The following is a 25000-nucleotide window of genomic DNA, read 5'->3' as shown; positions in this document are numbered from 1 at the left end:
TCACAGTTGGATGTTCCCGTGCTTCTTCGCGGGCCTGAACTCGGACTTCGACTTCAGGGACTCGAAGGCTGCGACGAGCTTGGGTCTGGTCGAAGATGGAGGGATCACTTCGTCGATTACTCCCCTCCCCGCCGCGACGTAGGGGTTGGCGAACTTCTTCCTGTACTCGGCTGCGAGCTGCTTCCTGGTGGCGTCCGGGTCGGCAGAGCCCTCTATCTCTTTCCTGTAGATTATGCTGATCGCTCCCTCCGGGCCCATGACAGCGATCTCCGCCCCGGGCCAGGCGTAGCAGACGTCCGCCTTGCTGTACTTCGACCCCATGGCGCAATATGCGCCCCCGTAAGCCCTCTTCACTATCACCGTGACTTTGGGGACCGTCGCTTCCGAGTAGGCGTACAAGAGCTTGGCGCCGTGGCGGATGAGGCCCCGGTGCTCCTGGTCGGTGCCCGGGATGTATCCTGGGACGTCCACCAGGGTGAGGATGGGGATGTTGAACGCGTCGCAGAAGCGGACGAACCTCGCGGCCTTGTCAGAGCTGTCGACGTCGAGCGCCCCTGAGAGGTAGGCGGGCTGGTTGGCGACCACTCCGATTGTGCTGCCTGCGAGCCGTGCGAACCCCACGATGACGCTCTGGGCCCAGGCCGCGTGCACCTGGAGGAAGTCCTGGTCGTCCACAAGCCTCAGTATGATTGTCCTCATGTCGTAGGTCCTGTATGGTTCGCCGGGGGCGAGCGCGTTCAGCTCCGGATCCTCCTTAGCCGCCCCGTCCGGGGTCGCGACGGCGGGCGGGAGCTCTGTGTTGTTCTGTGGAAGAAAGGACAGGAGCCGCCTGATGGACGAGAAGCACTCCTTCTCGTTCTCAGAAACGAAGTGGGCCACTCCGCTCTGGGCAGAGTGGACAGCGGCTCCGCCCAGCTCCTCGAAGGTGACCGTCTCTCCCAGCGCGGCCTTGACCACCTCAGGGCCGGTCACGAACATCTGTCCCGTCCCCTTCACCATGAACACAAAGTCGGTCAGGGCGGGGGAATAGGCAGCCGCGCCTGCGCTCGGTCCGAGGATTGCGCTGATCTGTGGGATCACCCCTGACGCCAAGGTGTTCCTGAAGAACAGCTCGCTCACCCCTGCGAGGCTTAGGACCCCCTCCTGTATCCTCGCGCCACCGGAGTCGTTGAGCCCGACGATGGGTGCGCCGTTCTTGAGTGCGAGATCCATCACTTTCGTGACCTTCTTCATGAGCGCCTCGCCGAGGGAGCCGCCGAAGACCGTGAAGTCGTGGGAGTAGACATAGGCGAGCCTGCCGTCAATTTTCCCGTACCCGGTGACCACGCCGTCCCCGAGCGGCTTCGAGCGGTCCATCCCCAAGTCGGTCGACCTGTGGGTCACGAACTTGTCCAGCTCGTTGAACGTCCCCGGGTCGAGGAGGAGGTCTATCCTTTCGCGGGCTGTGAGCTTCCCTTTCCTGTGCTGTTCGTCGATCCGCTCTTTCCCTCCGCCCAGCTCTGCGGCCCTGTTCATCTCCCCGAGCTCTCTCTCCGCGTCGCCTGCGCTCAATTGGGGGTCGGGCCCAGTCTGTCGATAAAAAGGGTGGGCAGCAGAGGCGGTGCCGTCAGCCGTCAGTAGTCGATTGACGAAGGGCTAGCCCTGCTCCCTGAGCCACTCGAGGTCCTCGGCCCGTACGACCCTGTCTTTCCCGGCGAGGGAGACCGACAGGCTTCCGTCGTCTTCAAGCGTCTTCGCCGTGCATGAAAAGGGGTTTTCTTCGGTTTTCAGCTTGACCAGGACATGCTTCCCGAGGGTGCCCACCCTCCTCGCCCATTCCTTCCGAACGTCGTCCCCGGCGGCCCACCGGCCGTAGAGCACAGAGAAGGAGCCGAGGATGGAGCGCATGACCTCAGGTATTGCGATGGGCCTGCCCAGTTCCTGCTCGACCGTGGTCGACTCTCCTCTCAGGGACTGCAGGTCTGCCGAACGCCTGCAGTCTACCCCTATCCCGACCACGATGGAGGACACCCCGCCGCTCGACGCCTGTGCCTCGGCAATCACCCCTGCTAGCTTCTTCCCACGAAGCATGACGTCGTTGGGCCATCGGATCGTTGGGGCAAGACCTGTGCTCTTCTCGATGCCCTCGGCAACCGCCGCTGTGGAGACGATGGTAGCCAGTTCGGGTCGCTTGATGCGGTCCGGCTTGAGCACGAACGACATGTAGAGCCCGCCTTCCGGGGACAGCCATCTCCTCCCCAGCCGCCCCATGCCTGAGGTCTGGGACTTTGCGACCACCGTCGTGCCTTCGGGTGCGCCTTCTGCTGCGAGGCCCTTAGCCACTTCCTGGGTGGACCCGACTTCGTCCAGCTCTATGAAGGACCACTTGACCAACAGCGCGTCGCGGTCGGGGTCCGCCGATATGCTTTGCGTCCGCTCGTGGGGAGCCGGTTAAGACATAAAGACGGTCTGCGACCCGCCGCAACGAGCGGCCCTGGTGGTGCAGCTTGGTTAGCATAGGAGGCTGTGGAGCGGGCCCCGTGACACGAGGCCTGCGCCGTCACCTCTCGATCGTGGGTTCAAATCCCACCCAGGGCCTTTAAACTCACGGCTCATAATCCCCGGCGGGTTCAAAGCCCACTTCCACCCAGAGTTCGAATCCCTACCACAGGCGAATGCTTGCTAGTCTGCGCTATCTGCCCGTAAAGCTCCCGCACCGCTATGAGCAGGGAGACCTTGCTTTCCCCATCGGTAAGCAGCCTGATTCCGTCTTCCGCGTAGTGGAAGACGATGCGGTCGGGCGGACCCTTGTAGATTTCACGGGCCCGCTCTTCCACCTTTGCTGCCCACTGGCAGCGGGGGTCTCCGGGGCCGTCGCCCATCGTCTTCCTGAACCCGACGCGGTCACCCACTACGGCTTCTAGGTCCAATATGCGAGGCGTAGGACCCCCTGCACGTTTACGCTCGTGAATCGACAGCCCTGTGGGGAAGAGGGACATCTAGCGGAAGTGAGCCAGAGAGGGGCGGCGAAGGCAATGACGGCGTCACCTGTCTCCCTCGACACCATCTCCATGAGCGGTGGCTTGTCTTTCTCGTAGGTCCGTCTCCCTCTCGTGATGCCGATTCTGGTGCCGCCATGCAAGGGGGCGCGTCTACAGCTGAAAGGCAGGGGAGCCGTTTTCCAGGATGCGAGGGCTTCACCGCGCTAAGGGCTGAGGTCCATTCCGCCCACCTGAGACAGATCACCGCTCGGAACGAGTGACTGATTGACCTTGGCCTTCCCTACGCACCTCGTCCCCGGTTCTGCGGAAAGGGCCCTAGATGGCCGCCATTATGCTGTCTTCGAGCTGCCACTGCGCCTTGAAGTGGTTGTTGAAGTCCACGATGAGGGTGTAGTACCAGTAGTACTCGAAGAGCCCGAAGGTGATGATGGACAGCACGAAATACAGGAAGAAGCTCCTCGAGGGGAGGGCCTTCCAGGACGGGTTGACCACCGTCTTTCCCAGCTTCACCAGAGCAGACTGAGCCTGCTGCATGAACCCCTGCTGTCTGCTGTCGTGCTTGTAGGGGTCCTTGGTCAGAAAGTAGAGCACGTAGAGCCCGAGCAGGCCGAAGGTGACGATGCTCAGGATGATCCAGAGCACGGCTGATTTCTCCGTCTCGTCGGCGCTCGCCTCGCCGTTGATGGAGTTCATGGTGGCGATCTCGGTGCTCAACTGACTGGACCTTCCAGTCGCCTCCCCTTCCTGGCGGATGTATTCGACCAGGGCGCTTCTGAGGACCTTGTCCCTTCTGAAGTGGTCGTTCCGACGCGAGATCAGGAAGTACCAGAACGCCGCAATGAGGACGATTTCCACCACCATCAGACCGAGCATGACGAAAATCCCCCCCAGCCCAAAGACGTAGAAGCTGGCAAAGCCTCCGATGCCGAATGCCACCCCGACCAATGGGAGGAAGATCCATGCGACAGACATCACCCTGTCTGACTTCTCCCTCATCTTCACGGCCTGACTGACTCCAGCCTTCCCAGCATTCGTTGAGGCCCCCGGGTGGGCTCCGGAAGATGGGGGTGGAGCCCCAGGGGAAGCTATGGGAGCCTGATGGGCTTTCAGGTTGTACCCGCAGGAAGGACAGAAAGCGACTTCATTCGAGACCTCCTTTCCGCACTTCGGACAGGAGGTCAACGGCCGGCTGGAAGATACAGCACTATTTATTGTGTCTGAGGTACCCTAGGTTCGATCGGACCCGCAGGAGGCGCTCACAGCGACGCAACCTTTCCCCGACGCCTCCCCGACTGTTACTTTGTTTAGGAACCAGTCGCACAAACTGCCCCAGAAATGTGATGCGGCGTGTTCGGGAGATGATGCAGTAATGACGTGCATTACCCTAACCAAGTATTTCCGTTCTTCCAGGATTACTCGTCCGCCTCTTCTGGCTCGTAGTCTTCTGGGTAGATTATGTCGCCACCTGGGACATAGCTATCAGGTCAGGAACGCAGTTATGGCGAGTATCAAGAAGATGACCAGCTGCCCCAGCAGTGCCCAGCGGAGGATCCGTATCCCTTCGTCAGCCAGCTCTCCCCTCGCGTGGCTCTTGGCCGCTATCCTGTAGAGGTACCCGAAGACCAGGAGGAGGGCTCCAGCGAAGACGACTATGGCGAGGAGGGCGCTTGTGTTCATCTAATACACCGCGAGGTGGGCCATCACCAATATTATCAGAATCTGGAAGACCGCCTGGCTGGCCGCGAGGCGGACGTTCCTCATGGTCAGCTTCGATATCAGGGCGGTGTCAGGCTTCGCCTTCGCCAGTTCGAGGAATATCCTCACCCCATTGGGAAGGAAGATCCCGAAGCCCTGGGCAACGAGGATGATCACTATAGCTCCGGCGGCGAGTATCCAGGGGTCGTTCAGGTTGAACTCCCCGAGTTCCTGGGCGAGGTAGATGCCCGCGGTTATGGCGACCGCAGATAGGGACGGGAGGATGAAGAAGGTCGTTGGGGTGAGCCTCTTGGCGACCTCGACCCTGGCGGGGACCTCAAGGGACTTCAGGATGCGGGACAGGATCAGGCCGGTATAGAGATCGAACCCGGTCCAGGCGCCCCCGGTCAGCACGTGCACGTAGTCAAGCATGTAGGTGCTCTTCAGCGCTAGGGCGGCCACCAGGGCGACCGGAGGGATGACGCCGATGGCGAAGCTCCATTTCAGGAGGCTCTTCGTGTAAGGAGGGAGACCAGGGGAGGCGGCCTGGATGGGTGGGGCGTCCTGGGCCACAGCCAGAGGGAGGAGAGATGGTCGTAAAAACGATGCTACCCAGGCGACAGGGGCACCCCGGAGTCCTCCACGGCGGGACGGCGCAGTTTCCTATGAGCGCCAGAAGTTGCAGCGGTTCCATTCCTGTTCTCCTGATGGTCGTGACAACGGACTTCACGTCACCGGGTCTCATCTGTGGCGTGCACGCCTTGGGTTCGAGGGCTAAGACCACATGTAACCACGAGCCAGTCGGGGGGGCTTCGGGTTCTACGAGCCCACAGGATTTGGACGGGTTACGTCCCCCTGTAGCAGAAGTATGGGTACCCGCCGTTCACCATGCCTACGGCCATGTCGACGACCTTCTCGGAGACCTCCTTCCATCTTGTGTCCCAGTCGATGCCGTCCACCACGAACTCCTTTTCGTCATCGCTGGGCTTCGATCTGACCTGTTTCCATACGGCTCGCCCATAGAAGGGCTTGACGATGCGAACGTGCCACTTGCTACACGACATCTTCCTCCCCTCTGCCCTGAAGTAGTGGCACGACCTGCAGAAGTTCGACAGCCAGATGATTTCCTTCGTCGGTTTCACCAGCTTCCCGATCTCTTCGAGGAGGCGCTCCGACTCCTTGCGGATCATGTCGGCCAGCTCCTTCTGTCCCTGCTCTGTGTTAGTGTAATAGTCGGGGTCCCTTGAGAGGGCCAGCCACCAGCTGACGTACTCCTCCGCTTCTTCGCTCAACAGGACGGACGAGGCGCAGCCTGCTAATAAAACCGAGCGGACGTGCAGGCCGGGAACGGATAAATAGAAAGAAGGTGCACAAAAACCGGTCTGGCACGCGGCGCGCTACGACGGGCGATCTGGACTGGCCCGACTCCAAGGGCCGGGATGATGACCTAATGCTGCGTGCTGGCCAATTCCCTGGCCACGGCCTCGGCGCTCAGCAGGCGGACGCCGGCTCTCCCGATTTCAGCCAGCGCCCTCTCGCCGTCCCCAGGCTTTGCGTTCACGGCCCTGGTGCAGTCTACAACGACCTCGACCTTGAAGCCTGCGCGGATCGCGTCAAGGGAGCTCTGCCTGACGCAGTAGTCCGTCGTCAAGCCGCCTATGATGACTTTGTCAACGCCGGCCCTTTTCAGGCGCGACTCGAGGTCTGTCTCCTGGAAGCCTGAGTACGCCTCCTTCGTCGGGTCGTCACCCTTGCTTATGATTGGGGCTCCTGCAGGTACCTTCAGTGCCGGATGGAACTCGGCGCCCTCCGTCTCCTGAACACAGTGTGGGGGCCAGATCCCTCCCCGGCTCCTGAACGACATGTGGTTGGGAGGGTGCCAATCCCTTGTGAAGAAGATGGGGAGTCCGCGCTCCTGGAACTCCATGATCAGCCTGTTCAGCCCGGGGACCACCTCGTCGCCTGACTCGACAGCCAAGGATCCACCGGGACAGAAGTCGACCTGTACGTCGACCACCAGAAGCGCCGGTCGCACCGAGCGCGTCACCTCCACTTGAGCGCCGGGGTCGACCTGCCAAGCTCTGCCAGGTCTTCCAGGACCCTGGTTCTCACTTCGTCGATGGGTCTGAAGCTCCCCACCACCTTCCCTTTGGAGAGCAATGGCTTGAGCATGGGGACCGCGCGCCCGGGCCTGGCCGCCTCCTCGAGGACGACCTGGTCCCTGAACCCCTGGGACCTGAACACCGCTTTCTTGCCGCCGAGCCCGCCGCGCTTTGCCCTGAACTCCCTCCTGTCGCCGTCCGCGACCTCGACGATCTTTGCGCTCAGGTCTACGACGGGCGGATATGCGACGGCGGTCCCCACGCCGTAGCCGTCGACCAGAGGGTTCAGCTTCGCGATTGTCTCCTCATCCAGCCTACCGGACGCGATGATCTTCACCTTCTTGCCTCCGCGGATGTCGAGCTCCCATCTCACCTCCTCCACTATCTTGGCGAAGTCTCCGCGCCTGGATGCGGGCGTGTCAAGCCTGACCCCCCAGAGCTTCGGCCCCAGGACCTCGAAGGCTTTCACGGACTCGGTCTTCTCGTCCCAGAAGGTATCCACCAGGGCGACGCGGGGGATCCCCGCCGGGACTGCTTCGTCGAAAAGACGCCAGGCCTTCTCCTGACTCCCCAATATCTGGACTAGCGCGTGAGGCATGGTCCCCGACGGCTCGATCCCGAGGAGCTTGGCCCCCAGCACGTTGGAGACGCCGTCGAACCCCGCTATGTAGCACGCCCTCTCGACCAGCGGAGCCAGTGCGGGGTGCACCCGCCTCGTCCCGAAGCTGAGAAGGAGTCTTGGGCCAGCCGCCACCCTGAGCTTCGCAGCCCGGGTCGAAACGCTGGTGGAAGCCGACAACAGCCCCAGCAGGGGGTTCTCGTATTCGACGAAGTCTGAGTATCTGCCTTCTATCGTCATCAGCGGCTCGTACATCGCCGTGCTTTTGTCAGCGAGGAAGACAGACCCCTCGTCGAAGGCCCAGACATCCACGGGGAGCCCTTCCAGGAGCTTGGCCGCCTCGTAGACGCCGGTCAGGACCCCCCAGTTGTCGGCGTAGGGGACGTCCCGGGCGAACACCTCCATGACGACCCTGGACTCGATGTTGTTCTTCCTGAGGACCTTCTTCGTGTGGAGGAAGTAGGCGTCCGTGGCAGCGGCCGTCCTGATCTCCTTCTCTGTGGCAAGCCAGAAGAGCCTATCGTCCAGGTCTCCGCGGGGCATGGGTGGGGGTGCACCGCGACCCCTTCGCAAAAGGGTTTCTCCGAAGAGCGCCCCTTGTCAGCCCACTCTGATGATTTCGCGCTGGCTCTTGGAGAGCTCTTTGTACCCCTTCGCGGTCACCAAGACGTCCTGCTCCAGGTTGCAGGTCCCTGCCTTCCCCTCGACCGAGGGCTCGATGGTGAAGACCATGTCCTCCTCGACCTCTTTCTCGCCCTGTTTCCCATACCTGTTGGGCCACCTCGGCCCGAGTAGGGGGCCTATCTCGTGGGTGCTCCTTCCGAGGACGTGGCCGAGGGCGTGTTTGTACTCTGGAAACCCGTCCTTCACTATCAACCGCCTTGCTATGTCGTCCACCCTCCAGCCAGGGACGCCTGGCTTCAGTATGGAAAGGGCGGCGTCGTTGGCGCTGCGGGCCGAGGCGAAGGTCTTCTTCACCTCGTCTGGGATGGAGCCGCCTCCGACGTAGTAGACTCTCTGTATGTCGCTGCAGTAGCCTTCGTACCTGACCCCGAAGTCGAGCCTGACCATGTCTCCCTTCCTTATCTCGGCTCCCCGGTATCCGAGGTGCCCAGCAGGGGCCGAGCCTACCTGGACAGAAGGACAGTGGTCAGGGGCCCAGGCGGGAGGGAGCCCCTTCTCTTCCAGCAGAAGGTGGGCGGCGTCGTGGACATGCTTGTCTGTCCTCCCGGGGCGTATCTCACCCTCCAACTCGTCGTAGACCTTCTCGCACTCTCTGATCGACTTCGTGAGGAGCTCTACCTCTTCCGGGATGAGCCTGGCCCGGAGAGCGATGGCAAGGTCCTCCGCGGGGACGAGCTTCTTCGCGTATCCTTTGAGCGCAGCCTTCAGGTACTGCTCCATCCCGGAGCTGAGGCCGTCAGCCTCCCCGAGGTCGCGGCTGGAGTTGATTGCGATCTTTTTCGGTCTCCGCCTGGTGACGAACTCGTTCAACCCGGGGGCGGCCCCCTCGCTCCCATAGCCGATCACCTTCTGGTACATCCCTCGCCCCTCCACGAGCTCCGCCTCCAGACCTCCTACTATGGCCGTCCTGGTCCCGTCTCGCTCTATGATGGCTGCGGAACGCCAGGTCAGGTTGTTGAAGCGCAGGTCCTCGGCGAGCGGGTCTTCGTTCCCCTCGCGGGAGAAGGTGATCCACATGTCGATCCCCCGCTCGTCCATTGCCTCGCAGACGAGCTTCATCTTCCTCTCGAGGAACTCGTGCTTCAGCACCCCGCTGCCGTCGCCCATGGCGTCTTGTGGAAAAAGGGCCGACTTATCCGTTCGCAGGTTGCTCTGTTAAATACGACGGGCATCCGGCTGGGCTTGTGGGCCGGTAGTTCAGCGGTATGAATGCCCGCCTCGCACGCGGGAGAATCCAAGGGGTCCCAAGGTCGGGGGTTCAATTCCCCCCCGGTCCACTCCAATCAGTATTGTGCGCTTCCCAGCTCCTTGAACACCGGATAGAGCGCCAGCGTCGCTCCCGCAGCTGCGACCCCTGAGCCGACGAACACGGCGCTAACCGTGGCGAGCCCTGCCAGGACTCCGGCCAGTACCGCGGCCACAGGCTGAGCGGCGGCCAGAGTGGCGCCGAGGACGGTGTTCACCCTCCCCAGCATCTCTCCCGGGATACGTGCTTGTATCACGGCGCTGATGGGGACGTTGACTGCGGCGAGCAGGATTCCGACGGCCACAAAATCCGCAAATGCGATGGGTATGCTGGTGACCAGGCCTGCTGTTGCTATAAGGAGCCCGACCCCCGTTATGCCGAAGAAGACGAGCTTTCCGACATACCTCCTGAAGTTCACTTTGCCTATCAGGATGGAGCCGACGACCACCCCCAGCGCGAAGGCGGACGAAAGGAAGCCATAGGTGGACGCGTTGCCATGAACTGCGAACTTCGCATATGGGGCCATGAGGGTGGACGCTGCGGTGAAGAAGAAGTTGACCAGAAGCCCGAGAACCATGATCTCGAGGAACAGCTTGTTCCCGCGGACGTATCTGAGTCCTTCCTTGAAGTCGACTGAGAAGCTGGCCCGGGGAACGCTCGGGTCTGATGCGGCCCTTGGAGTCCCATGCGATTTCGCTATGAGAATCAGTACGAAGGAAGCGGCAAAGAACGTCACACTATCATAGGTGATGGGGACCGCGGGACCCAGAGCATAGATCACAATCCCTCCTGCGCTGTATCCCACTAACTGGTTGAAGGACTGGCTGAGCGTGAGCAGGCCGTTAGCCGCCCCCAGGTCTCCCTTCCCCACCATCCGGGGTATGATTGCTCCGCTAGCAGCCCTGTAGAACTGGGCCCCGCTGTATAGCGCCAGGACCAGGACGATGAGGAGCGCGTAGTGAAGCGAGCTTAGCAGGTAGAGGACGGAGACAGCCGCCGTGATGGCGCCCTGGAACAGGTTGCTCACGACCATGATGTTCCGCCTGTTTACTCTGTCTGCATAGACACCGGCCAGAGGAGAGACCAGGACGGCTGGGATGAGCACGGCGGCCTGGGTGAGCCCCACGAGGACGGTAGAGCCCGTGGTGGCCAAGACGAGCCAGAGGAGGGCCACATCGAAGACAGCGTCCCCCGATTGAGAGATGAGCTGGCCTACGAAGAGGCGCGAGAAGGATCTGTTCTTCAGGAGGGCGGAGTAGCTGGGTTTCGAGTCGGGAGGGGCTTCCACCCGTGGCGCCCCGGTCGGGACCGATATATTGCCGACCTGCAGGAAGCGACTCGCCCGTGGCGCGTCAGAAGGCCGTCTCGGCGAGTAAGCGCCCCTAGACTACCGGTGCGGGAGGGGTTGAATGGAGTCTGTAGTATCGGTGTAGAACGGCAGGACGGACGCGCCGGTTGGGACCAGTTTCTTCGCGTCAGCCCGTGGGCCGCCATTCCTGCGAGGTCACGTCGTGAACTTCTCGACGAGCGGACAGAGGGTCTCCACACAGTCGTGGGGGTTATTGCTCTCGCGGAGGCATGCTCCTTCCGTCTGGTATCTGCAGATTTGCATCAGGTGCGCATATCTCATAGTCACCAGCCCTGGCTCAGTCCCTCTTCCTCTGCGGGCAGGCTCGGCCATTCCGCTCTGGGCCGCGGTGAGAGGCGCTGGTCCCTGCCTCGAGGACTTCTCTCGGAGCATGAACCGCCTTATCTTCCCCGTGCTCGTCTTAGGGAGCTCGACGACGAACTCGACCATCTGCGGGACCTTGTAGGAGTCGATCCTCGATTTCAGGAACTCCTTCAGGCTGGCGACGAGCTCTGGGCTCCCCGCATGCCCTTCCTTCAGGACGACGAACGCCTTCACTTTCTCCAGCCCTGCGTCGTCCTTCACACCCACTACGGCGCACTCGAAGACGGCGTCATGCGCAAGGATGGCCGCTTCGACCTCCACCGGCGAGACCCACAACCCTCTCGGTTTGAGCATGTCTGTGGCCCTCCCCTGGTGCCAGTAGAAGCCGTCGGCGTCCTTACTGAAGATGTCCCCGGTGTAGATCCAGTCCCCTATAATCGTCCTCTTCGTCCTTTCCTGGTTGAGCCAGTAGTAAGGGGTGGTGCTCCCTCCCTTCACCATCAGGAAGCCGTTCGCTCCGGGCTCTGTCACGTCGTTCCCCTCTTCATCCACAAGCTTCACTTCGTATCCTGGAACCGGGAGCCCACTGCTCCCGGGCTTCACCATCCCTTCCCTGTTCGAGATGAAGCAGTGGAGGATTTCTGTCGTCCCGATGCCGTCGAGGATTTCGACGCCGAACTTGCTCTTCCATCCGGTCCAGACGCTAGCTGGCAGCGCTTCTCCTGCGGATGCGCAGAGCCTGAGGGAGCCGTGGTCGTACCTTCTGATGGCGTCGTCCTCCAGCTTGCTCATTGCGTTGTATATCGTCGGTACGGCGAAGAAGACGGTAGCCCTGTGCCTGTCGATGAGCTCGAGGAGCTTCTCCGGAGTGGGCTTTGCAGGATAGAGGACGGTGGACGCCCCGAATCTGAGGGGGAATGAGAAGCTGTTCCCCAGGCCGTATGCGAAGAAGAGCTTACTCGCCGAGAGGCAGACGTCCGTGTCCCTGATTTTCAGGATGTTCTTCCCGAACGCCTCTGTCGTGAAGAGTATGTCGTGGTGGAGGTGCACCACAGCCTGCGGAGAGCCTGTGGTGCCAGACGTCCAGAGCCAGAACGCCGGGTCGTCGCGGCAGGTCTCAGCAGCCCCGGCCTTGGCGCTCCCCGACCTGATCATGTCTTCGAATCTTGTCGCGTCGGGCGTGCCGTCTCCTCCGACCACCACCACCCTCCTGAGGTGCTTCAGCTCCGGGAGTATCCGCCTGAGGGACTCGAGTATCGGAGCCGATACGACCGCGGTGCCTGCGCGGCTCAGGTTGAACATGTACCTGTAGTCGTTGTCGTTGAGCAGGGCGTTGCTCAGGACGGGGACAGCACCAGCTTTCATCGAACCCAGAAGACTGATGAAGAACTCCGGGCTGTCGGGAAGGACCAACATGACCGTGTCCCCGATGCGAATGTTCGCCAGCTCTCGGAGGGAGTTCGCGAACTGGTTGGTCTTCTCGTAGAGCCCGGCATAGGTGAGCGTTTCGTCCCCGTAGTAGACCGCGGGTTTGTCAGGCCGCTTGGCCAGGTTTTCGTTGAGGAGGACGTCTGCTATGTTGAACCTATCGGGCGTCTCCATCTCGACCAGGCTCTTTAGCCACGAGGACCCGCAGCACGGCTGCGGTTCGTCGGCTGCAAGTTATTTATATTTTTGGAGTTTTTTTATATTTTTGATAAAGAGGCGCTCGGAACCCTGGGGTGTCGTGACTGGCGGAGGCAGGAGCCGAAACGGGAGTTAATTACCGGGAAGGGGCGCTGGAACTGATGCCTATTGACTGACGGAACGGGAGCCCGGCCGGTAGGACGAGCCGCATGGAAGGTGCTGAAACTCGTCCCGCCGGACAAGGCGATGGAGAAGGCGAAGCTGGCCCTCGAAGGGACCAGTTGGCCGACGGAGAAGGTCAGGGTGGACAGGGCGCTCATGAGGGTCTCGTCGGGGGACGTCAGATCGCTCCGGGACCTCCCTCCCCGATCGGTCGCCGCCATGGACGGCTATGCCGTAAGGCAAAGAGACCTGAAGGGCGCCGCCGTCGACAGGCCAGTCACCCTCACGGTCGTTGGTTCCGTCCGTCCCTACGGAATCGGTTCGGCCAAAGGTGCCGTCGGACCGGGGGAGGCGCTTCAGGTGGCGACAGGAGCCCCGATGCCGGCCGGGGCAGACCTCGTGGTGAAGGAAGAAGACGTCAGGGCCTTGGAGGGCTCCGGCGTCGAGGTGTCCAGGGAGTTCCCCAGGTGGAAGAACGTATCCCTTTCAGGAGAGGACGTGCGCAAGGGTTCGGTGATACTGAGACGGTCCCAGACGGTGACTGCGGCTTCCCTTGCACTCTGCCTGGCCTGCAGCACGACGACCCTTCGGGTGAAGAGGAGGCCGAGGGCAGGCGTGCTCTCCGTCGGGAGCGAACTCGTGGAGTTCCCCCGGCCCGCGAAGTCGAAGCACAGGGTGGGTCCATTCAACAACTATTCGAACATGGTAAGGGGGTATCTCGAGGCCCGGGGGGTGGAGACCGTATCGTTGGGGATATGCGAGGACGGGAAGGAAGACGTCCGCTTGGCGATAGAGAAGGGCCTCGAAATCGTCGATGTGATCACGACCATAGCCGGAAGCTCCGTAGGCGAGTACGACCTTGTCTCCGAGGCGCTGGAGTCGATTCCGGGGTCCGAACTCCTGTTCCATGGGATACGCGCGGTGCCCATCAAGCCGACAGGACTGGCGATCGTCAGAAGGAAGGGCGTCACGAAGCCTGTGGTCATCCTCCCGGGGCACGCTGTTTCGGCCGCCCTCGCCACATTCGCCGTGGCCCTCCCGGTGGTCAACATGCTCTCAGGTCAGGACCCCGACTTCGGCAGGGTCTCTGTCGTCGCCCGGACTGAGGAGGAACTCGCGAACAGGCGACCCCTAGACGCCTACTTCCTGATGAAGCTGCGGCGGGAGGACGGCTCTTTGGTCGCCACGCCTCTGAAATGGGGTTCGAACCTTCTGGGGAGTCTATCCGAAGCCAGTGGCTTCGTCCGTCTCGGGGCGAACAAGAAAGTTGAGGCGTCAAGCAGCGTTGAAGTCGAACTCCTAGGGCCCGCCGAACTCGCGAGGGTTGGGGCGTCGGGGCGGGAAACATGAAGCTGGTGGTGTTCTTCGGATACAAGGGAGGAGGGAAGACGACGGCGATCGAAGCGACAGTCAGGGCGATGAAGAAGGCAGGGCTCAAGGTCGGGACCATCAAGCACGTCCACGAACCAAGCTTCTCCATCGACACTCCCGGGAAGGATACATGGAGGCATGCAAAGGCCGGGGCGTCGGCGGTAGCCGTTGTCGCGCGTCACGAGGTCGCGGTCATTCAGAAGAGGGACACGAGAAGGCTGACGGCAAGGGAGGTCGCAGAGGCGCTTGGCGGAGGGTTGGACTTCGTCTTGGTGGAGGGGATGCACGGGAAGACAGGCCCTCCCCGAGGCGCCGTGCATGGAATCTGCGCGGAGGATGTCGGACAGGCTGAGAAGCTCCTGCGTTTGCACCCCGGTGCGAGATTTGTGACGGGGAGGGTGGCCGTAGGGAAGAGAGGATGCTCGGCGCTTGGAGTACCCTATGTCGTCCTTCCGGAAGACGGAGCGATGCTCCTGAGGATCCTCACGAAGGGCGGAGGCAGAGGGAAGCAATATACATGACGTCTATGCTATAATTTTACTTCTCGGGTTACATACTCTGCGAGGAATATATACAAAAAGCCTAATAGAATCAATGTTCTCACGCGATGAACGATGGGCAAGACGGTCCCCTCGCAACCGGGACGCAGGAGCCTTCAGGCCATCAAGGGAGGCAGCTATACGATAACCCTCCCCCGCTGGTGGGTGACCAAGCACAGCATGGAGAAGGGGGCCGAGCTGTTCGTGGTGGAGGACGGAGTATCCCTCAAGCTAGCTCCCACGAAGCTGATGGGGGAGAAGAAGAAGGCCGAGATCCACATGGAGTCCGTCGACGACGTGAAGTCGATCAGGTATCTCCTATGGACGTACTATATGCAGGGCGCGGACGTGATGACCGTGAGCTCGCGCAAGGTCATGCCCGTCGGGACGAAGAAGGAGTTGCGAGAGGTCAGGCTCGACCTCCCCGGAATCGAAGTTGCGAAGGAGGACGGCTACTCGGTGACTTTCGAAGTGACACTGGGACAGGAAAAGAAGCCTCTCGACACCATGATAGGAGAGATACAGGAGATCGCGCTTTCGATTCACAGAGACGCCTTCGCCGCCGTCATGAAGGGAGACGTCGACCTTGCGGCAGAGGTGATAGGGCGGGAGCCGGAGATTCTGAGGAGCTACAGGGCGATGATCAGGAAGCTCGCCGTCTGCAGCGTCAACTCGCAGGAGGCATACGACAGCGGAATCAAAGACAGCAGGGAGCTGATAACCTACGGCCTCCTGGTGAGGGACCTCAACCGCACCGTCTACCATGGTATCTACATCGCGAGGCACATGAAGGACCTCGCACAGCCCATTGAGGAGGGAATACTAAGGTCCCTAAGGCGGATGTCCGAGGCAGCCTACGAGATGCAGAGGCTGTCCGTGGAGGCGTTCCTGAACAAGGACTACTCCAGGGTGCTGAAGACGCTGAAGCTTATGGAGCTGGTGAAGACGATAGACGGGAGCATCGGGGCACAGATATCGAAGGGTACCAAGAACGTCAAGAAGGCGGTGGCAGGGATGCTCATCGCGAGGGAGATCAGGAGGATTGCCGGTTACAGCATAGGAATGGCGGACGCGGCGAGCAACAGGATATTCTTCCCCTCGGGGGAGTCATCCTAGCCTCGCCTGGGATGTGTAAGGTTGTCCCGTTCGACGGACGAACTCAGGGATGACCACAGGATAATAGCGAGGGTCCTGGAGGAACTTGGCCGCGAGACGGAGCTAATGCGCCAGAGCGGGAAGGTCGACGCAGTTTTCCTCAAAGACATCGTCGATTTCAGCGGTACCTTCATCGACAGGTGCCATCACGGGAAGGAAGAGAGCTGCTTCTTCCCCTGCCTAGAGAGGCGCGGCATAGGCAAGGAAAGCCCGATATTACAGGTGATGTTGGAGGAGCACCAAGCGGGCCGGGACCTTGTGAGGAGGCTGGGAGCGCAGCTCGTCCTCAACGAAGGCGGAAGTGACAACGTCGGCGCCATTACGCAGCTCTGCGAGGAATACCGGGGCCTTCTTGAGGTCCACATCCAGAAGGAGAACGGGATGCTCTTCCCCATGGGAGAAGAGACGATGGAAGGAGGAGACGACGAAGAGAACGTCAACTGCTTCGGCTCGAAGAAGGACGATGTGGGGCGGGGGGAGCTGGACAGGCTGGTGAAGAAGGCGTGGGGGAGGAGCCCCGCCTGAGGACTTCGGTGCTCTGTACGAAGGGGCTTCGCGTGGCCGGTGATTTGCAGGTTGATGCCTAAGACGGAGCGCCCCGGGAGCGTGGTCCCCGTATCGGTAAAGGCGGTGGAAGGTGGCTCCGCCATGGACAAGGATGACCTGCTCGCCACCGAGGAGCCTCTGGAGATAAGGGTCGTCACTCCGGACGGGAGAGGCTCTGGCACCAAGCACAGCGTGGCCGTGACCATGCGGACGCCAGGGAACGACTTCGAGCTTGCGGCAGGCTTCCTGTTCAGCGAGGGAGCGGTAAAGCGTGGCGACGACATCGAATCGATCGCCTACTGCACCGACCCGCTCGAGCCACAGAATTACAATATCGTGAACGTCACCCTCTCTCCAGGGCTCACCTTCGACGCCGATCGACTCAGCAGGAAGGTGTACACCACTTCGAGCTGCGGCATATGCGGAAAGGCGTCAATCGAGCTGGTGAGGTCGGAGTGTGCGGTCAGGCCTGTGGGGACCTTCCAGATCGACGGCGGGGTGCTCGGGAAGCTCCCGGAGAAGATGAAGGAGGCTCAGAGCCTCTTCGCAAAGACAGGGGGGATCCATGCCTCCGCCCTCTTCGATCCCGAGGGAAGGCTGCTCCTCCTCAGAGAGGACGTGGGGCGGCACAACGCCCTGGACAAAGTGGTCGGGGCGCTGCTCCTGCAGAGGAAGCTCCCTGCGTCGGACACCCTGCTGCTCGTGAGCGGACGCGCGAGCTTCGAGCTCGTTCAGAAGGCCGTCATGGCGGGCATCCCGGTTGTAGCAGCCATTGGGGCGCCCAGCAGTCTCTCCAGGCAGCTGGCTGAAGAATATGGTGTAACGCTCGCAGGCTTTGTGCGCGGAGACAGGTTCAACATCTACTGCAACGGCCAGAGGCTCAGTATCTGACGAGTGTGGAGGGCCCTAAGGAGGCGCGGGGCGAAACCCCCTCGACCCATGAGCGAACCCCCTTAGGGCGCGCCCGACGTACTCCCTGACCATCGTTTTCCTGTACAGCAGGGTCAGGTCGGCGTTGTCCATGGGCCTCGCGGCTTCATAGGCGGCTGATGCCACCTCGTCTATCAGTACGGGGGAAAGCTCTCTGCCGCGAAGGATGGCGTCCACTCCTGGAACAGCGAGGGGCCAAGACGCAATGCCGCCGACGACCACCCGAGATTCCAGACAGGTTCCCCGGCCGTCGACCCTGACCACGGCCGCCACCCCCATGAGGGGGAAGTCGACGGCGCCGCGCCTTCTTAGCTTCAGGTAGGTCGATAGGAGCCCTTCTGCCGATGGGAAGGATATCCCTATCAGGATTTCGTCCGATGATTTTTTGACCGGGTTGATGCCGTCGTCGGAGTAGAACTCCCCCGCCGGGACGACCCTGGTCCCCTTCGGACCGGCGAACGACAGCACGGCTCCCATCGCCACCGCCACAGGGGCGAGGTCGGAAGAAGACACGGCCCAGCACCGCGCGCTCTTGGCCGCCACGTGACAGACGCTCCCCCCCGACTTCAGGCAGGGACCGGAGCTCTGCCGCCACCAGTATGATTCGTCATTGAACGTGCAGCGCGTCTCCTGGAGGAGGTTGCCCCCGACCGTCCCGGCACTCCGAATCTGGGGACTGGCCACGCAAGCCGCCGCCTCTGAGAGGGCAGGGTAGTGCTTCCTTATGGCATGCTCGGCGCTCAACTGCGCCAGGGTCGTGTTCGGACCGACTGTGAGGCCGTCCTTCGCGTCTCCTCTAATCCCCCTTAGAGAGGTGATCTCGGCCGCGCTCACGATCAGACGTGGCTCCCGCTGGCGCCTCATCATCCTCGGGAAGAGGTCAGTCCCTCCTGCGACGAGCGCTGCGTCCGGGCCGGCCTCCGCAAGGATCCTGACCGCCTCTTCGACGGTGGCCGGAGAGAGGTATTCGAACTTCGGGAGACGGAGCATGGTCACCCTCCGCTCCGTCCCGCCGGCGGGTTCGTCACGGGTCTGTCGAAGCCATCGGGTGGAGCCACATTCGTTGGCTCGGGGAATTGGACGGTAGGGAAGGTCCTTGGCTTCCTCTGGGGTTCTTTCTTGGCCTTGGACTCCATCGCCTTCAGCACCTTGTCAGGGGTGATGGGGACCTCGTCGACCCGGACTCCGAGGGCATCGTAGACCGCATTGGCTATGGCAGGCGCGACGGGGAGGAGTGGCCCCTGCCCAGCCTCCTTGGCTCCGAAGGGCCCTTCAGGGTCGATCGTCTCCACGATGATCGAGTGGATCTCTGGAACGTCCAGGGCGGTGGGGACCTTGTACCCGAGGAAGGACGACGACGTCACAAGGCCCTCGCGGACCACCTGTTCCTCCATCAGCGCCTCGCTCAGCCCCATGAGGACGCCCCCCTCGATCTGCCCCTCCACGAGTTTGGGGTTGATCGCCCTCCCGACATCGTGCGCCAGCCATATCTCCTCCACCTGGACAAGGCCGGTGGTAGGATCGCAGGCGACCTGTGCCACGCATGCAGAGTAGCTGAACGCAGGCGACGGGCCCACCCCCGACCCCTTGTAAGGCCCGGCAAGCTTCGGGGGTTTGTAGCTCCCCCCGGCAGCGAGCGTCCCGAACTTCGACTCCGCGAGGCGGACCGCTTCCGGCCAGCCCACGGACTTGGTACCGTCCTTCACCGAATAGACGCGCCTCCCCTTCGCCTCGAGGTCCTCCTCGGGCACGCCGAGGCGCTCGGAGGCCGCCTTGAAGACCAGGCTGCGTATCTTCTTGCTTGCTTCGAGGACGGCATTCCCAGCCATGAAAGTGACCCTGCTCGAGTAGCTCCCGAGGTCCACCGGCGTGAGGTCCGTGTCTGCCGTGACCGCCTGGACGTCCGACTGGTCTATGCCGAGGACCTCTGCGGCTATCGAGGTGATGACCGACGTTGAACCCTGCCCGATGTCTGTGGCCATGCAGTAGACCGTGACCTCGCCTCCTCTGTCCACCTTGACCTCGGCCCCGGAATGAGGCATGTCGTTCCAGTATATCGGGAGCCCCGCTCCGCTGAGATAGCTCCCGACCGCGAATCCGACCCCTCTCCCCTTCCCGAGCTTGCCGCGCTTCCCTTCGAAGCCTGACGCCTCGGCGACCTTGCGGATGCAGTCTTCGAGACCGCAGCTCGTGATTCTCAGATGGTTGACCGTCTTCGAGAAGGGCTTGACTGCGTTCCGGAGCCGGATTGATGTGGGGTCGAGGCCGAGGGCTTCGGCCGCCTTGTCCATCTGGCACTCCATCGCGAACCTGGGCTGTGGCGTCCCGTGCCCGCGCTTGGGGCCGCAGGGCGGCTTGTTCGTGAACGCGCGGAGCCCTTCGAACTTGTAACTCGGGATGCGATATGTCGCCGGGAGGAGGGCGCCTGTGTAGTAGGTGGTAGCCGAGCCGTAGCTACCGTAGGCTCCGCCGTCCAGAGCGGTCCTGATGTGAACCGCCGTCAGGCGGCCATCCCGGGTGAAGCCCGACTTCAGCCAGATGACGGTGGGGTGCCTTCCTCTGTGGAGGTAGAACACCTCTTCCCTCGTGCAGGTAATCTTCACAGGGAGCCGGGTGACCATCGAGAGCTTCGAAGCTGCTATCTCGTGGGAGAAGATGTCCGTCTTCGCCCCGAATCCGCCTCCGACCTCGGGGACTGACACCCGGACGCGTTGCGGAGGGAGGCCCAGGACGTTGGCGAGGGTCTTGTGAAGGTAGTGGGGCACCTGGGTCGAGGACCACAGGGTCAGCCTGCCGTCCGGACCGTAGGAGGCGAGGGCGGAGTGCTCCTCTATAGAGAGATGGTTGCTCCCCGCGTAGAAGAAGGTGTCCTCGCGGACGTATTCGGCCTTGGAGAACCCGCCCTGGACGTTCCCGAACTCGAGGCTCGCCATCCTCTGTATGTTGGGGGCGTGGCCGTAGTCGTGTATCCTCGGCTCGCTTGTGGAGAGGGCCTTTTCGACGGAGAAGATGGATGGGAGGGGCTCGTACTCCACCTGTATGGCCTTCAGCGCTTCATCGGCCACCTCCGGGTCGGTGGCGGCGACGGCTGCGACGGGCTCGCCCACGTACCGCACCTTGTCCACGGCCAGGGCTGTCTCGTCTTCGCTGGTCGGCATTATGCCGTACTTGGTGGGGAGGTCCTTCCCCGTTATCACGGCCTTGACTCCTTCGATCGATTCAGCCCGCGAGACATCGACGGATTTCACCAAGGCATGCGGGTAGATGCTCCGCAGGAGCTTGGCGTGGAGCGTCCCCGGCAGGGTGAGGTCGTCGGTGTACTTCGCCTGGCCCGTAGCCTTCGAAGCTGCCCCCACCCGGGGGAGCGGCTTTCCCACCACGGACAGGCGTGCGTCTTCCAGCGTCATGGCGATCCCGTCGACCCTTCGAGTCGTACCGCGCGTCTGATGGCGTCATGGCCTTCCATCTTCTCGGACGCGAGCTTCACCGCTTCGATTATCTTCGTGTACCCGGAGCACCTGCAGAAGTTCCCCGACAGGGCAAGCCTGATTTCCCCGTCGCTCGGGGCCGGGTTCTCTCTGAGGAGCGCGGTAGCCGACATCAGCATGCCGGGGGTGCAGTAACCGCACTGGATTGCGCCTGTCGCTACAAAGGCATCCTGGAGCGGGCTGAGGCCTCCCCCTGTGGCAAGTCCTTCGACGGTGGTTACCTCGCGGCTTTCTTTGGACACTCCTGTCGCAAGTGTGATGCAGGAAAGCGTCGGCGCCCCGTCGACCAAGACGGTGCAAGCGCCGCATTCCCCGAGCTCGCAGCCGTGCTTCGTCCCTGTCAGGCCGAGATCCTCTCGGAGGACTTCGAGGAGGGTCGAGTGGGGGCTGATCAGGACTTCACGGCGTTCGCCGTTCACTTTCAGGGTGGCCTTCGACCTCCCTTTTTCGTGAGCCCCGCCGCGCCTCCGGACTCCCTTGGTCGTGCTCAGGCCTTCGACACCGCCACTCTGACGAGGTCGGCTCCGCTCCCTGTCCCATCGGTGGTGTCGATGGTGATGGGGACCAGCCTGTTCATCCCTGGCATCCCTATGTCCTTCGCCCTGGGAGTCACCCAGTGCCCGAACTGTCCCAGGGCTACGAGCACGTCCGGCCTGACGCCCTCTCTCAGAAGGACCCTGCCCTTCACCTTCCCTATGGGAGACTGTATCCAGACCCAGTCGTTGTCCTTGAGTTTCAGCTCTCTCCCTACACCTGCGTTCATCATCACCGCCCTGTGCCCCATGATGTTACCAGAGACGTCGATCAGCATTGGAATCATCGCGTTGAGCCCGTGGACGAACTGCATGCTCTTCGTGGTGAGCAGCCAGAAGGCGTAGTCCTGGGGTTTCTTGCCAAAGGAGGCCGGGACCCGCTCCCAGATCGCGGGGAAGTCTTCCCATCCCGGGAGCGCCTGGTACTCTTCGAGTTGCCTGTCCCACCAGCTCACCCCCTTCTCGTGGAGCCGCCTGTGCAACTCCTCGCCGACCCTGAAGAGCCGCTCCTGGTATGGGAGCTCGTATCTGAGCTTCTTGGCGACCATCAGAGGATGGAGATACCAGTTGATCCGCTTGAATGGGACGACGTAGAAGCCGTGCTCGCGGAACCAGTCGAGGTCGTGCTCCTCCTTCCCGTTGCTCAGGGCGAGCGTAGCAGCCCTGCAAGCCCTGTCCCACATTTCGGCCGACGTGTACTTCCTGCCGGGATGGAGGGAAAAGTCGTAATGGGGGGTGCGTAGTCTGAAACCGAGGGCTCCGCGGTTAATCGACTTGTAGTATTCTTCGACGAGCCCCAAGCGGAAGGCTAGTTCAGTCGCAATGTCGGTCATGTCCCGGGTGTCGTGGCTGGGAGTGACGGCGGGCTGTCTTATCGCCACCCCCGTGTAGTCCCAATACTGCTCCTGATAGCTCGTCCCACCGATGCGCGCGAGCTGAAGGCTCTCGAGATCCGTGCTTTCCGGGAGAAGGACGTCGGCGAACCAGTTGGTCTCGTCTGGCACGTAAGCGAAGGCGACTATGAATGGGAACTTCGACAGGCTCTCGGCGACAGGCTTCACGTCCCAGAGGGATATCAGGGGATTGGCCCTGAAGACGATCCAGACGTCAGGCGGGCTGACCCTGGTGAATCCTTCGAGCTCGTCGGTCACGAAGAGATAGGGGAGGGACGAAGGCCCGAGGGCCTGGCTCCAAGACGAGTCGAGGACGAGGGGGACGAGCGTCTTGTAGGCGTTCCTGGTGCGCGGGGATGATTCCCACCCCTCCTTGGAGGTGGGATTGAGCGACTGCCGCATGAAACCGTCCTCGCCGAGCGAGACCGTTTCCAGCCTGTCGCTCATGGGCCTGTTCAGCCGCGTGTTCACGCCCATGACGGACCCGGGGACTTCGAGCGCCCCTACGAGTGCGAGGAGGACCGTCCTGGCCCAGACGGCCTGAAAGGCGCCCCAGCCGTTGGAGACGGTCTTCCCCAGCAGGATGGACACCGGGCGGAAGGGGAGCGTAATGCCGTCAACCTCGACGGTGGAGCCGACACTCGCCGTTTTCACGAAGTCAGACGCTAGCCTTCGTATGACGTCAGCGTCGACGTCGCATATCTTTGCCGCCCATTCAGGGCTGTATGGCTTCACGAAGTCGCGCATCAGATCGAACGAGGGCCTCGACAGGCAGCCGTGGCAGGGGAGCTCTTCCCCGTCGGGCCCGACCTCCACGCCGTCGACTTTGAACGTCCCGACCAAGGCGGGGTCTTTCACATCCGGGTCGTCGTACGCCTTCGGGGTGCCGCTGGAGTTGTCCCAGATCAGGGGCTTCTTTGACTTCGCGTCCCTCAGGTAGTGGCCCTTCGGGCCGATCAGGTAGGGGCTGTTAGTCATATTCTGGAGGAACCCCACGTCGCACGTCGACTTCCAGTCAGACTCTGAGATTATCACGTTGAGCATGGCAAGAAGGAAAGCGGCATCCGTCTTCGGTCTGATGGGGACCCACGCGTCCGCCTTGGCCCCTGTGACCGACAGGTGGGGCTCGATTTGGACGCGGCGCATCCCTCGCGTTCTCCCCTCGGCATGCCTGAATATCCCCTGGACGCCGCTCGTCACGTTGTCGTTGTGCCCGAACGAGAGGAGGAGCTGCGTGCTCGGGGTGTCGGGGGCGACTATGAACGCCCTGTGCCAGAACTCTCCGAGCAGGTGCTCGGTGTGGTAGCACTTGATTCCCTCGCCTGTCCCGAATCCGAAGTCGATGGGCCCACCCCAAGCCTGAAGAAGGGCGTTGAGGCTCCCATAGTACGCGTCCGGGGCGCCTCCCTCCCCGAAGACAGCCGCCAACCTCGGATGCCCGTTCTCGTCCGTGAGCCCCTTCGCCCGGGCAGCGAGCATCTTCTCGGCGACCAAGTCCAAGGCCTCGTCCCAGGATATCTCCTGCCACTTCGGGTCCTGGTCGAGCCCCTTCTTGGGGTTCGTCCGCCTCATCGGGGCCTTGATACGGTCGGGGTTGTACGTCTTCTGGACGAGGCCGTAGGCGTTGGGGCAGACGCGCCCTCGGGCAGGATGGACCGTCGAAGCTTCGAAGTTAGGCTCTATCGCGACGGCCCGGCCGTCGTCCACGATCACCTTGAAGAGGTCAGGCCCGTTGACGCACTGATTGCAGAACGTCGGAACAGACCTTCGCAAGTCGGACTCGGGTCGTTTCGACTCGTTCATAATATTTATATTTTTAGTTCTAATTTATATTTATAAGAGGTTGGCGGGGCTATAAAACCTCAGATTGCCTTGCCGGCCCCACGAACGGAGATGAGCTGCCCTGAAGCCGGGACCTGACGGCGGAGACCGGCCACTGTCGGCCGTCGTCCTCGCGGGCGGCCTGAGCACCAGGATGGGGAGAGACAAATCCCTGCTTACGTACCGTGGAGTCCCCTTCCTCACGCTGATCTCCGAAGAGATGTCCAAGATCTCGGATGACGTAGTGGTAGTCATAGGCGCCAAGGACAGACGCGGCTATCAGGGGCTCGTCAGGTCCGGGGTCAGGGTCGAGAGCGACGCCTTTGACGTCCGCACCCCCCTTGCCGGGATAGCGACGGGGCTCGAACTTGCGAAGCACCCTTACGCGGCCGTCGTGGGGTGCGACACGCCGCTGGTCAGACGCTCCCTGCTCCGACGCCTCTTTGAGCGCGCCAGGGACCATTCCGCCGCGGTCCCGGTCTGGCGGGACATCGGAAGGTTCGAGCCGCTGGTCTCGGTCTACAGGAGGAGCGAGGTGGCGGCTGCAGCCCGAGAGGCAATCGGGCGGGGAAGGCTCGGCTGTATGCAGGTGATCTCCTCCCTCCAGGACGTGGTCTATGTCGATGTGGAGGAGCTGAGGGGACTAGACGTGGAACTTCAATCGTTCCTGAACATCAACTCGGAGGCCGAGTACGACTCCCTGCTACGGAGGGGCGGGGGCGCGACCGGGTGACCCGCCTCAACAACTCCAGATGGCTTTACTTCTGCGAAGTCTGTGCGGTCCAGCCGGAGACGATACATGCGACCGAGACAGGCTTCTTCTGCGCGGAGCATTGCCCATACATGCACGACAGCAAGGGGGAGTGCGGCCTGTCCTTCAAAGACTTGGACCTGAAGAAGAAGTACGAAGGGACGTCCAGGTGAGCCTGGGCCCTCA

23 protein-coding genes and 2 tRNA genes are annotated in these 25000 nt (G+C 62.1%); 9 read left to right on the top strand and 16 right to left on the bottom strand.

Annotation, left to right across the window (positions count from 1 at the left end):
* Both JRN21_00545 and JRN21_00540 read right to left on the bottom strand, forming a co-directional pair.
* Entirely contained in the window at positions 1–1515 is a 1515-nt protein-coding gene (locus JRN21_00545) for an acyl-CoA carboxylase subunit beta (GenBank protein ID MDG6987800.1), read from the bottom strand.
* Between the two features lie 120 nt (positions 1516–1635).
* A complete protein-coding gene (locus tag JRN21_00540; protein MDG6987799.1) occupies positions 1636–2373 on the bottom strand; it encodes a biotin--[acetyl-CoA-carboxylase] ligase in 738 nt (245 codons plus the stop codon).
* Positions 2374–2470: 97 nt separating this feature from the next.
* Between JRN21_00540 and JRN21_00535 the strand changes: the two genes are divergently transcribed.
* Positions 2471–2577 (top strand) — tRNA-His (locus JRN21_00535).
* 32 nt (positions 2578–2609) lie between these two features.
* Here the strand turns inward: JRN21_00535 and JRN21_00530 are convergent.
* The 8 genes from JRN21_00530 to JRN21_00495 form a co-directional block, all read right to left on the bottom strand.
* Positions 2610–2909 (bottom strand): hypothetical protein, encoded by a 300-nt coding sequence (locus JRN21_00530; GenBank protein MDG6987798.1) that lies wholly within the window; start codon positions 2907–2909, stop codon positions 2610–2612.
* Positions 2910–3296: 387 nt separating this feature from the next.
* Positions 3297–4163, bottom strand: a complete 867-nt coding sequence (locus JRN21_00525; protein MDG6987797.1) for a DUF4234 domain-containing protein — start codon at positions 4161–4163, stop codon at positions 3297–3299.
* 297 nt (positions 4164–4460) lie between these two features.
* Positions 4461–4658, bottom strand: a complete 198-nt coding sequence (locus JRN21_00520; protein ID MDG6987796.1) for a hypothetical protein — start codon at positions 4656–4658, stop codon at positions 4461–4463.
* Positions 4659–5228, bottom strand: a complete 570-nt coding sequence (locus JRN21_00515) for a hypothetical protein (protein MDG6987795.1) — start codon at positions 5226–5228, stop codon at positions 4659–4661. It lies immediately after the preceding gene.
* A gap of 293 nt (positions 5229–5521) precedes the next feature.
* On the bottom strand, positions 5522–5968 hold the full coding sequence (locus JRN21_00510; GenBank protein ID MDG6987794.1) for a hypothetical protein: 447 nt from the start codon (positions 5966–5968) through the stop codon (positions 5522–5524).
* Positions 5969–6123: 155 nt separating this feature from the next.
* On the bottom strand, positions 6124–6711 hold the full coding sequence (locus JRN21_00505; GenBank protein MDG6987793.1) for a nicotinamidase: 588 nt from the start codon (positions 6709–6711) through the stop codon (positions 6124–6126).
* 8 nt (positions 6712–6719) lie between these two features.
* A complete protein-coding gene (locus tag JRN21_00500) occupies positions 6720–7940 on the bottom strand; it encodes a nicotinate phosphoribosyltransferase (protein MDG6987792.1) in 1221 nt (406 codons plus the stop codon).
* A 57-nt stretch (positions 7941–7997) separates the two neighbouring features.
* Complete coding sequence (locus tag JRN21_00495) at positions 7998–9188, bottom strand: aminopeptidase P family protein (protein ID MDG6987791.1); 1191 nt, start codon at positions 9186–9188, stop codon at positions 7998–8000.
* Between the two features lie 79 nt (positions 9189–9267).
* On the opposite strand from JRN21_00495, the gene JRN21_00490 reads away from it, so the two are divergent.
* Positions 9268–9358 (top strand) — tRNA-Ala (locus JRN21_00490).
* Between the two features lie 6 nt (positions 9359–9364).
* On the opposite strand, the gene JRN21_00485 is transcribed toward JRN21_00490, so the two are convergent.
* Both JRN21_00485 and JRN21_00480 read right to left on the bottom strand, forming a co-directional pair.
* Positions 9365–10615, bottom strand: coding sequence for an MFS transporter (locus tag JRN21_00485; protein ID MDG6987790.1), 1251 nt, complete (start codon positions 10613–10615; stop codon positions 9365–9367).
* Between the two features lie 216 nt (positions 10616–10831).
* Positions 10832–12610: a benzoate-CoA ligase family protein gene (locus JRN21_00480; GenBank protein MDG6987789.1), complete on the bottom strand. Its 1779-nt coding sequence runs from the start codon at positions 12608–12610 to the stop codon at positions 10832–10834.
* A 183-nt stretch (positions 12611–12793) separates the two neighbouring features.
* On the opposite strand from JRN21_00480, the gene JRN21_00475 reads away from it, so the two are divergent.
* From JRN21_00475 to fdhD, 5 genes are all read left to right on the top strand, one after another.
* Complete coding sequence (locus JRN21_00475; GenBank protein MDG6987788.1) at positions 12794–14137, top strand: molybdopterin molybdotransferase MoeA; 1344 nt, start codon at positions 12794–12796, stop codon at positions 14135–14137.
* Positions 14134–14679 carry a molybdopterin-guanine dinucleotide biosynthesis protein B gene (mobB, locus tag JRN21_00470; protein ID MDG6987787.1) on the top strand — a complete coding sequence of 182 codons (546 nt, stop codon included), beginning with the start codon at positions 14134–14136 and terminating at the stop codon, positions 14677–14679. The genes JRN21_00475 and mobB overlap by 4 nt, the downstream gene beginning before the upstream one ends.
* 93 nt (positions 14680–14772) lie before the next feature.
* Complete coding sequence (locus tag JRN21_00465; GenBank protein MDG6987786.1) at positions 14773–15813, top strand: phosphate uptake regulator PhoU; 1041 nt, start codon at positions 14773–14775, stop codon at positions 15811–15813.
* 21 nt (positions 15814–15834) lie between these two features.
* A complete protein-coding gene (locus JRN21_00460; GenBank protein MDG6987785.1) occupies positions 15835–16377 on the top strand; it encodes a hemerythrin domain-containing protein in 543 nt (180 codons plus the stop codon).
* A gap of 54 nt (positions 16378–16431) precedes the next feature.
* Complete coding sequence (fdhD, locus tag JRN21_00455) at positions 16432–17289, top strand: formate dehydrogenase accessory sulfurtransferase FdhD (protein ID MDG6987784.1); 858 nt, start codon at positions 16432–16434, stop codon at positions 17287–17289.
* A gap of 15 nt (positions 17290–17304) precedes the next feature.
* Here the strand turns inward: fdhD and JRN21_00450 are convergent, their stop codons facing one another.
* From JRN21_00450 to JRN21_00435, 4 genes are all read right to left on the bottom strand, one after another.
* Positions 17305–18318 carry an FAD binding domain-containing protein gene (locus JRN21_00450; GenBank protein MDG6987783.1) on the bottom strand — a complete coding sequence of 338 codons (1014 nt, stop codon included), beginning with the start codon at positions 18316–18318 and terminating at the stop codon, positions 17305–17307.
* Positions 18319–18320: 2 nt separating this feature from the next.
* Positions 18321–20735, bottom strand: coding sequence for a molybdopterin-dependent oxidoreductase (locus JRN21_00445; protein MDG6987782.1), 2415 nt, complete (start codon positions 20733–20735; stop codon positions 18321–18323).
* Positions 20732–21241: a (2Fe-2S)-binding protein gene (locus tag JRN21_00440; GenBank protein ID MDG6987781.1), complete on the bottom strand. Its 510-nt coding sequence runs from the start codon at positions 21239–21241 to the stop codon at positions 20732–20734. Before JRN21_00440 ends, JRN21_00445 begins: the two co-directional genes overlap by 4 nt.
* Before the next feature lie 62 nt (positions 21242–21303).
* Positions 21304–24045, bottom strand: a complete 2742-nt coding sequence (locus tag JRN21_00435) for a molybdopterin-dependent oxidoreductase (GenBank protein MDG6987780.1) — start codon at positions 24043–24045, stop codon at positions 21304–21306.
* Positions 24046–24217: 172 nt separating this feature from the next.
* On the opposite strand from JRN21_00435, the gene JRN21_00430 reads away from it, so the two are divergent.
* Both JRN21_00430 and JRN21_00425 read left to right on the top strand, forming a co-directional pair.
* Entirely contained in the window at positions 24218–24796 is a 579-nt protein-coding gene (locus JRN21_00430; GenBank protein ID MDG6987779.1) for a molybdenum cofactor guanylyltransferase, read from the top strand.
* Positions 24793–24987, top strand: a complete 195-nt coding sequence (locus JRN21_00425) for a hypothetical protein (GenBank protein MDG6987778.1) — start codon at positions 24793–24795, stop codon at positions 24985–24987. Before JRN21_00430 ends, JRN21_00425 begins: the two co-directional genes overlap by 4 nt.
* Positions 24988–25000 lie beyond the last annotated feature (13 nt).

Source organism: Nitrososphaerota archaeon, assembly GCA_029785825.1.
Lineage (GTDB): Archaea > Thermoproteota > Nitrososphaeria > Nitrososphaerales > Gagatemarchaeaceae > UBA183.
Note: the sequence above shows the minus strand (reverse complement) of the source record. Positions and strands in the feature narration are given on the sequence as shown.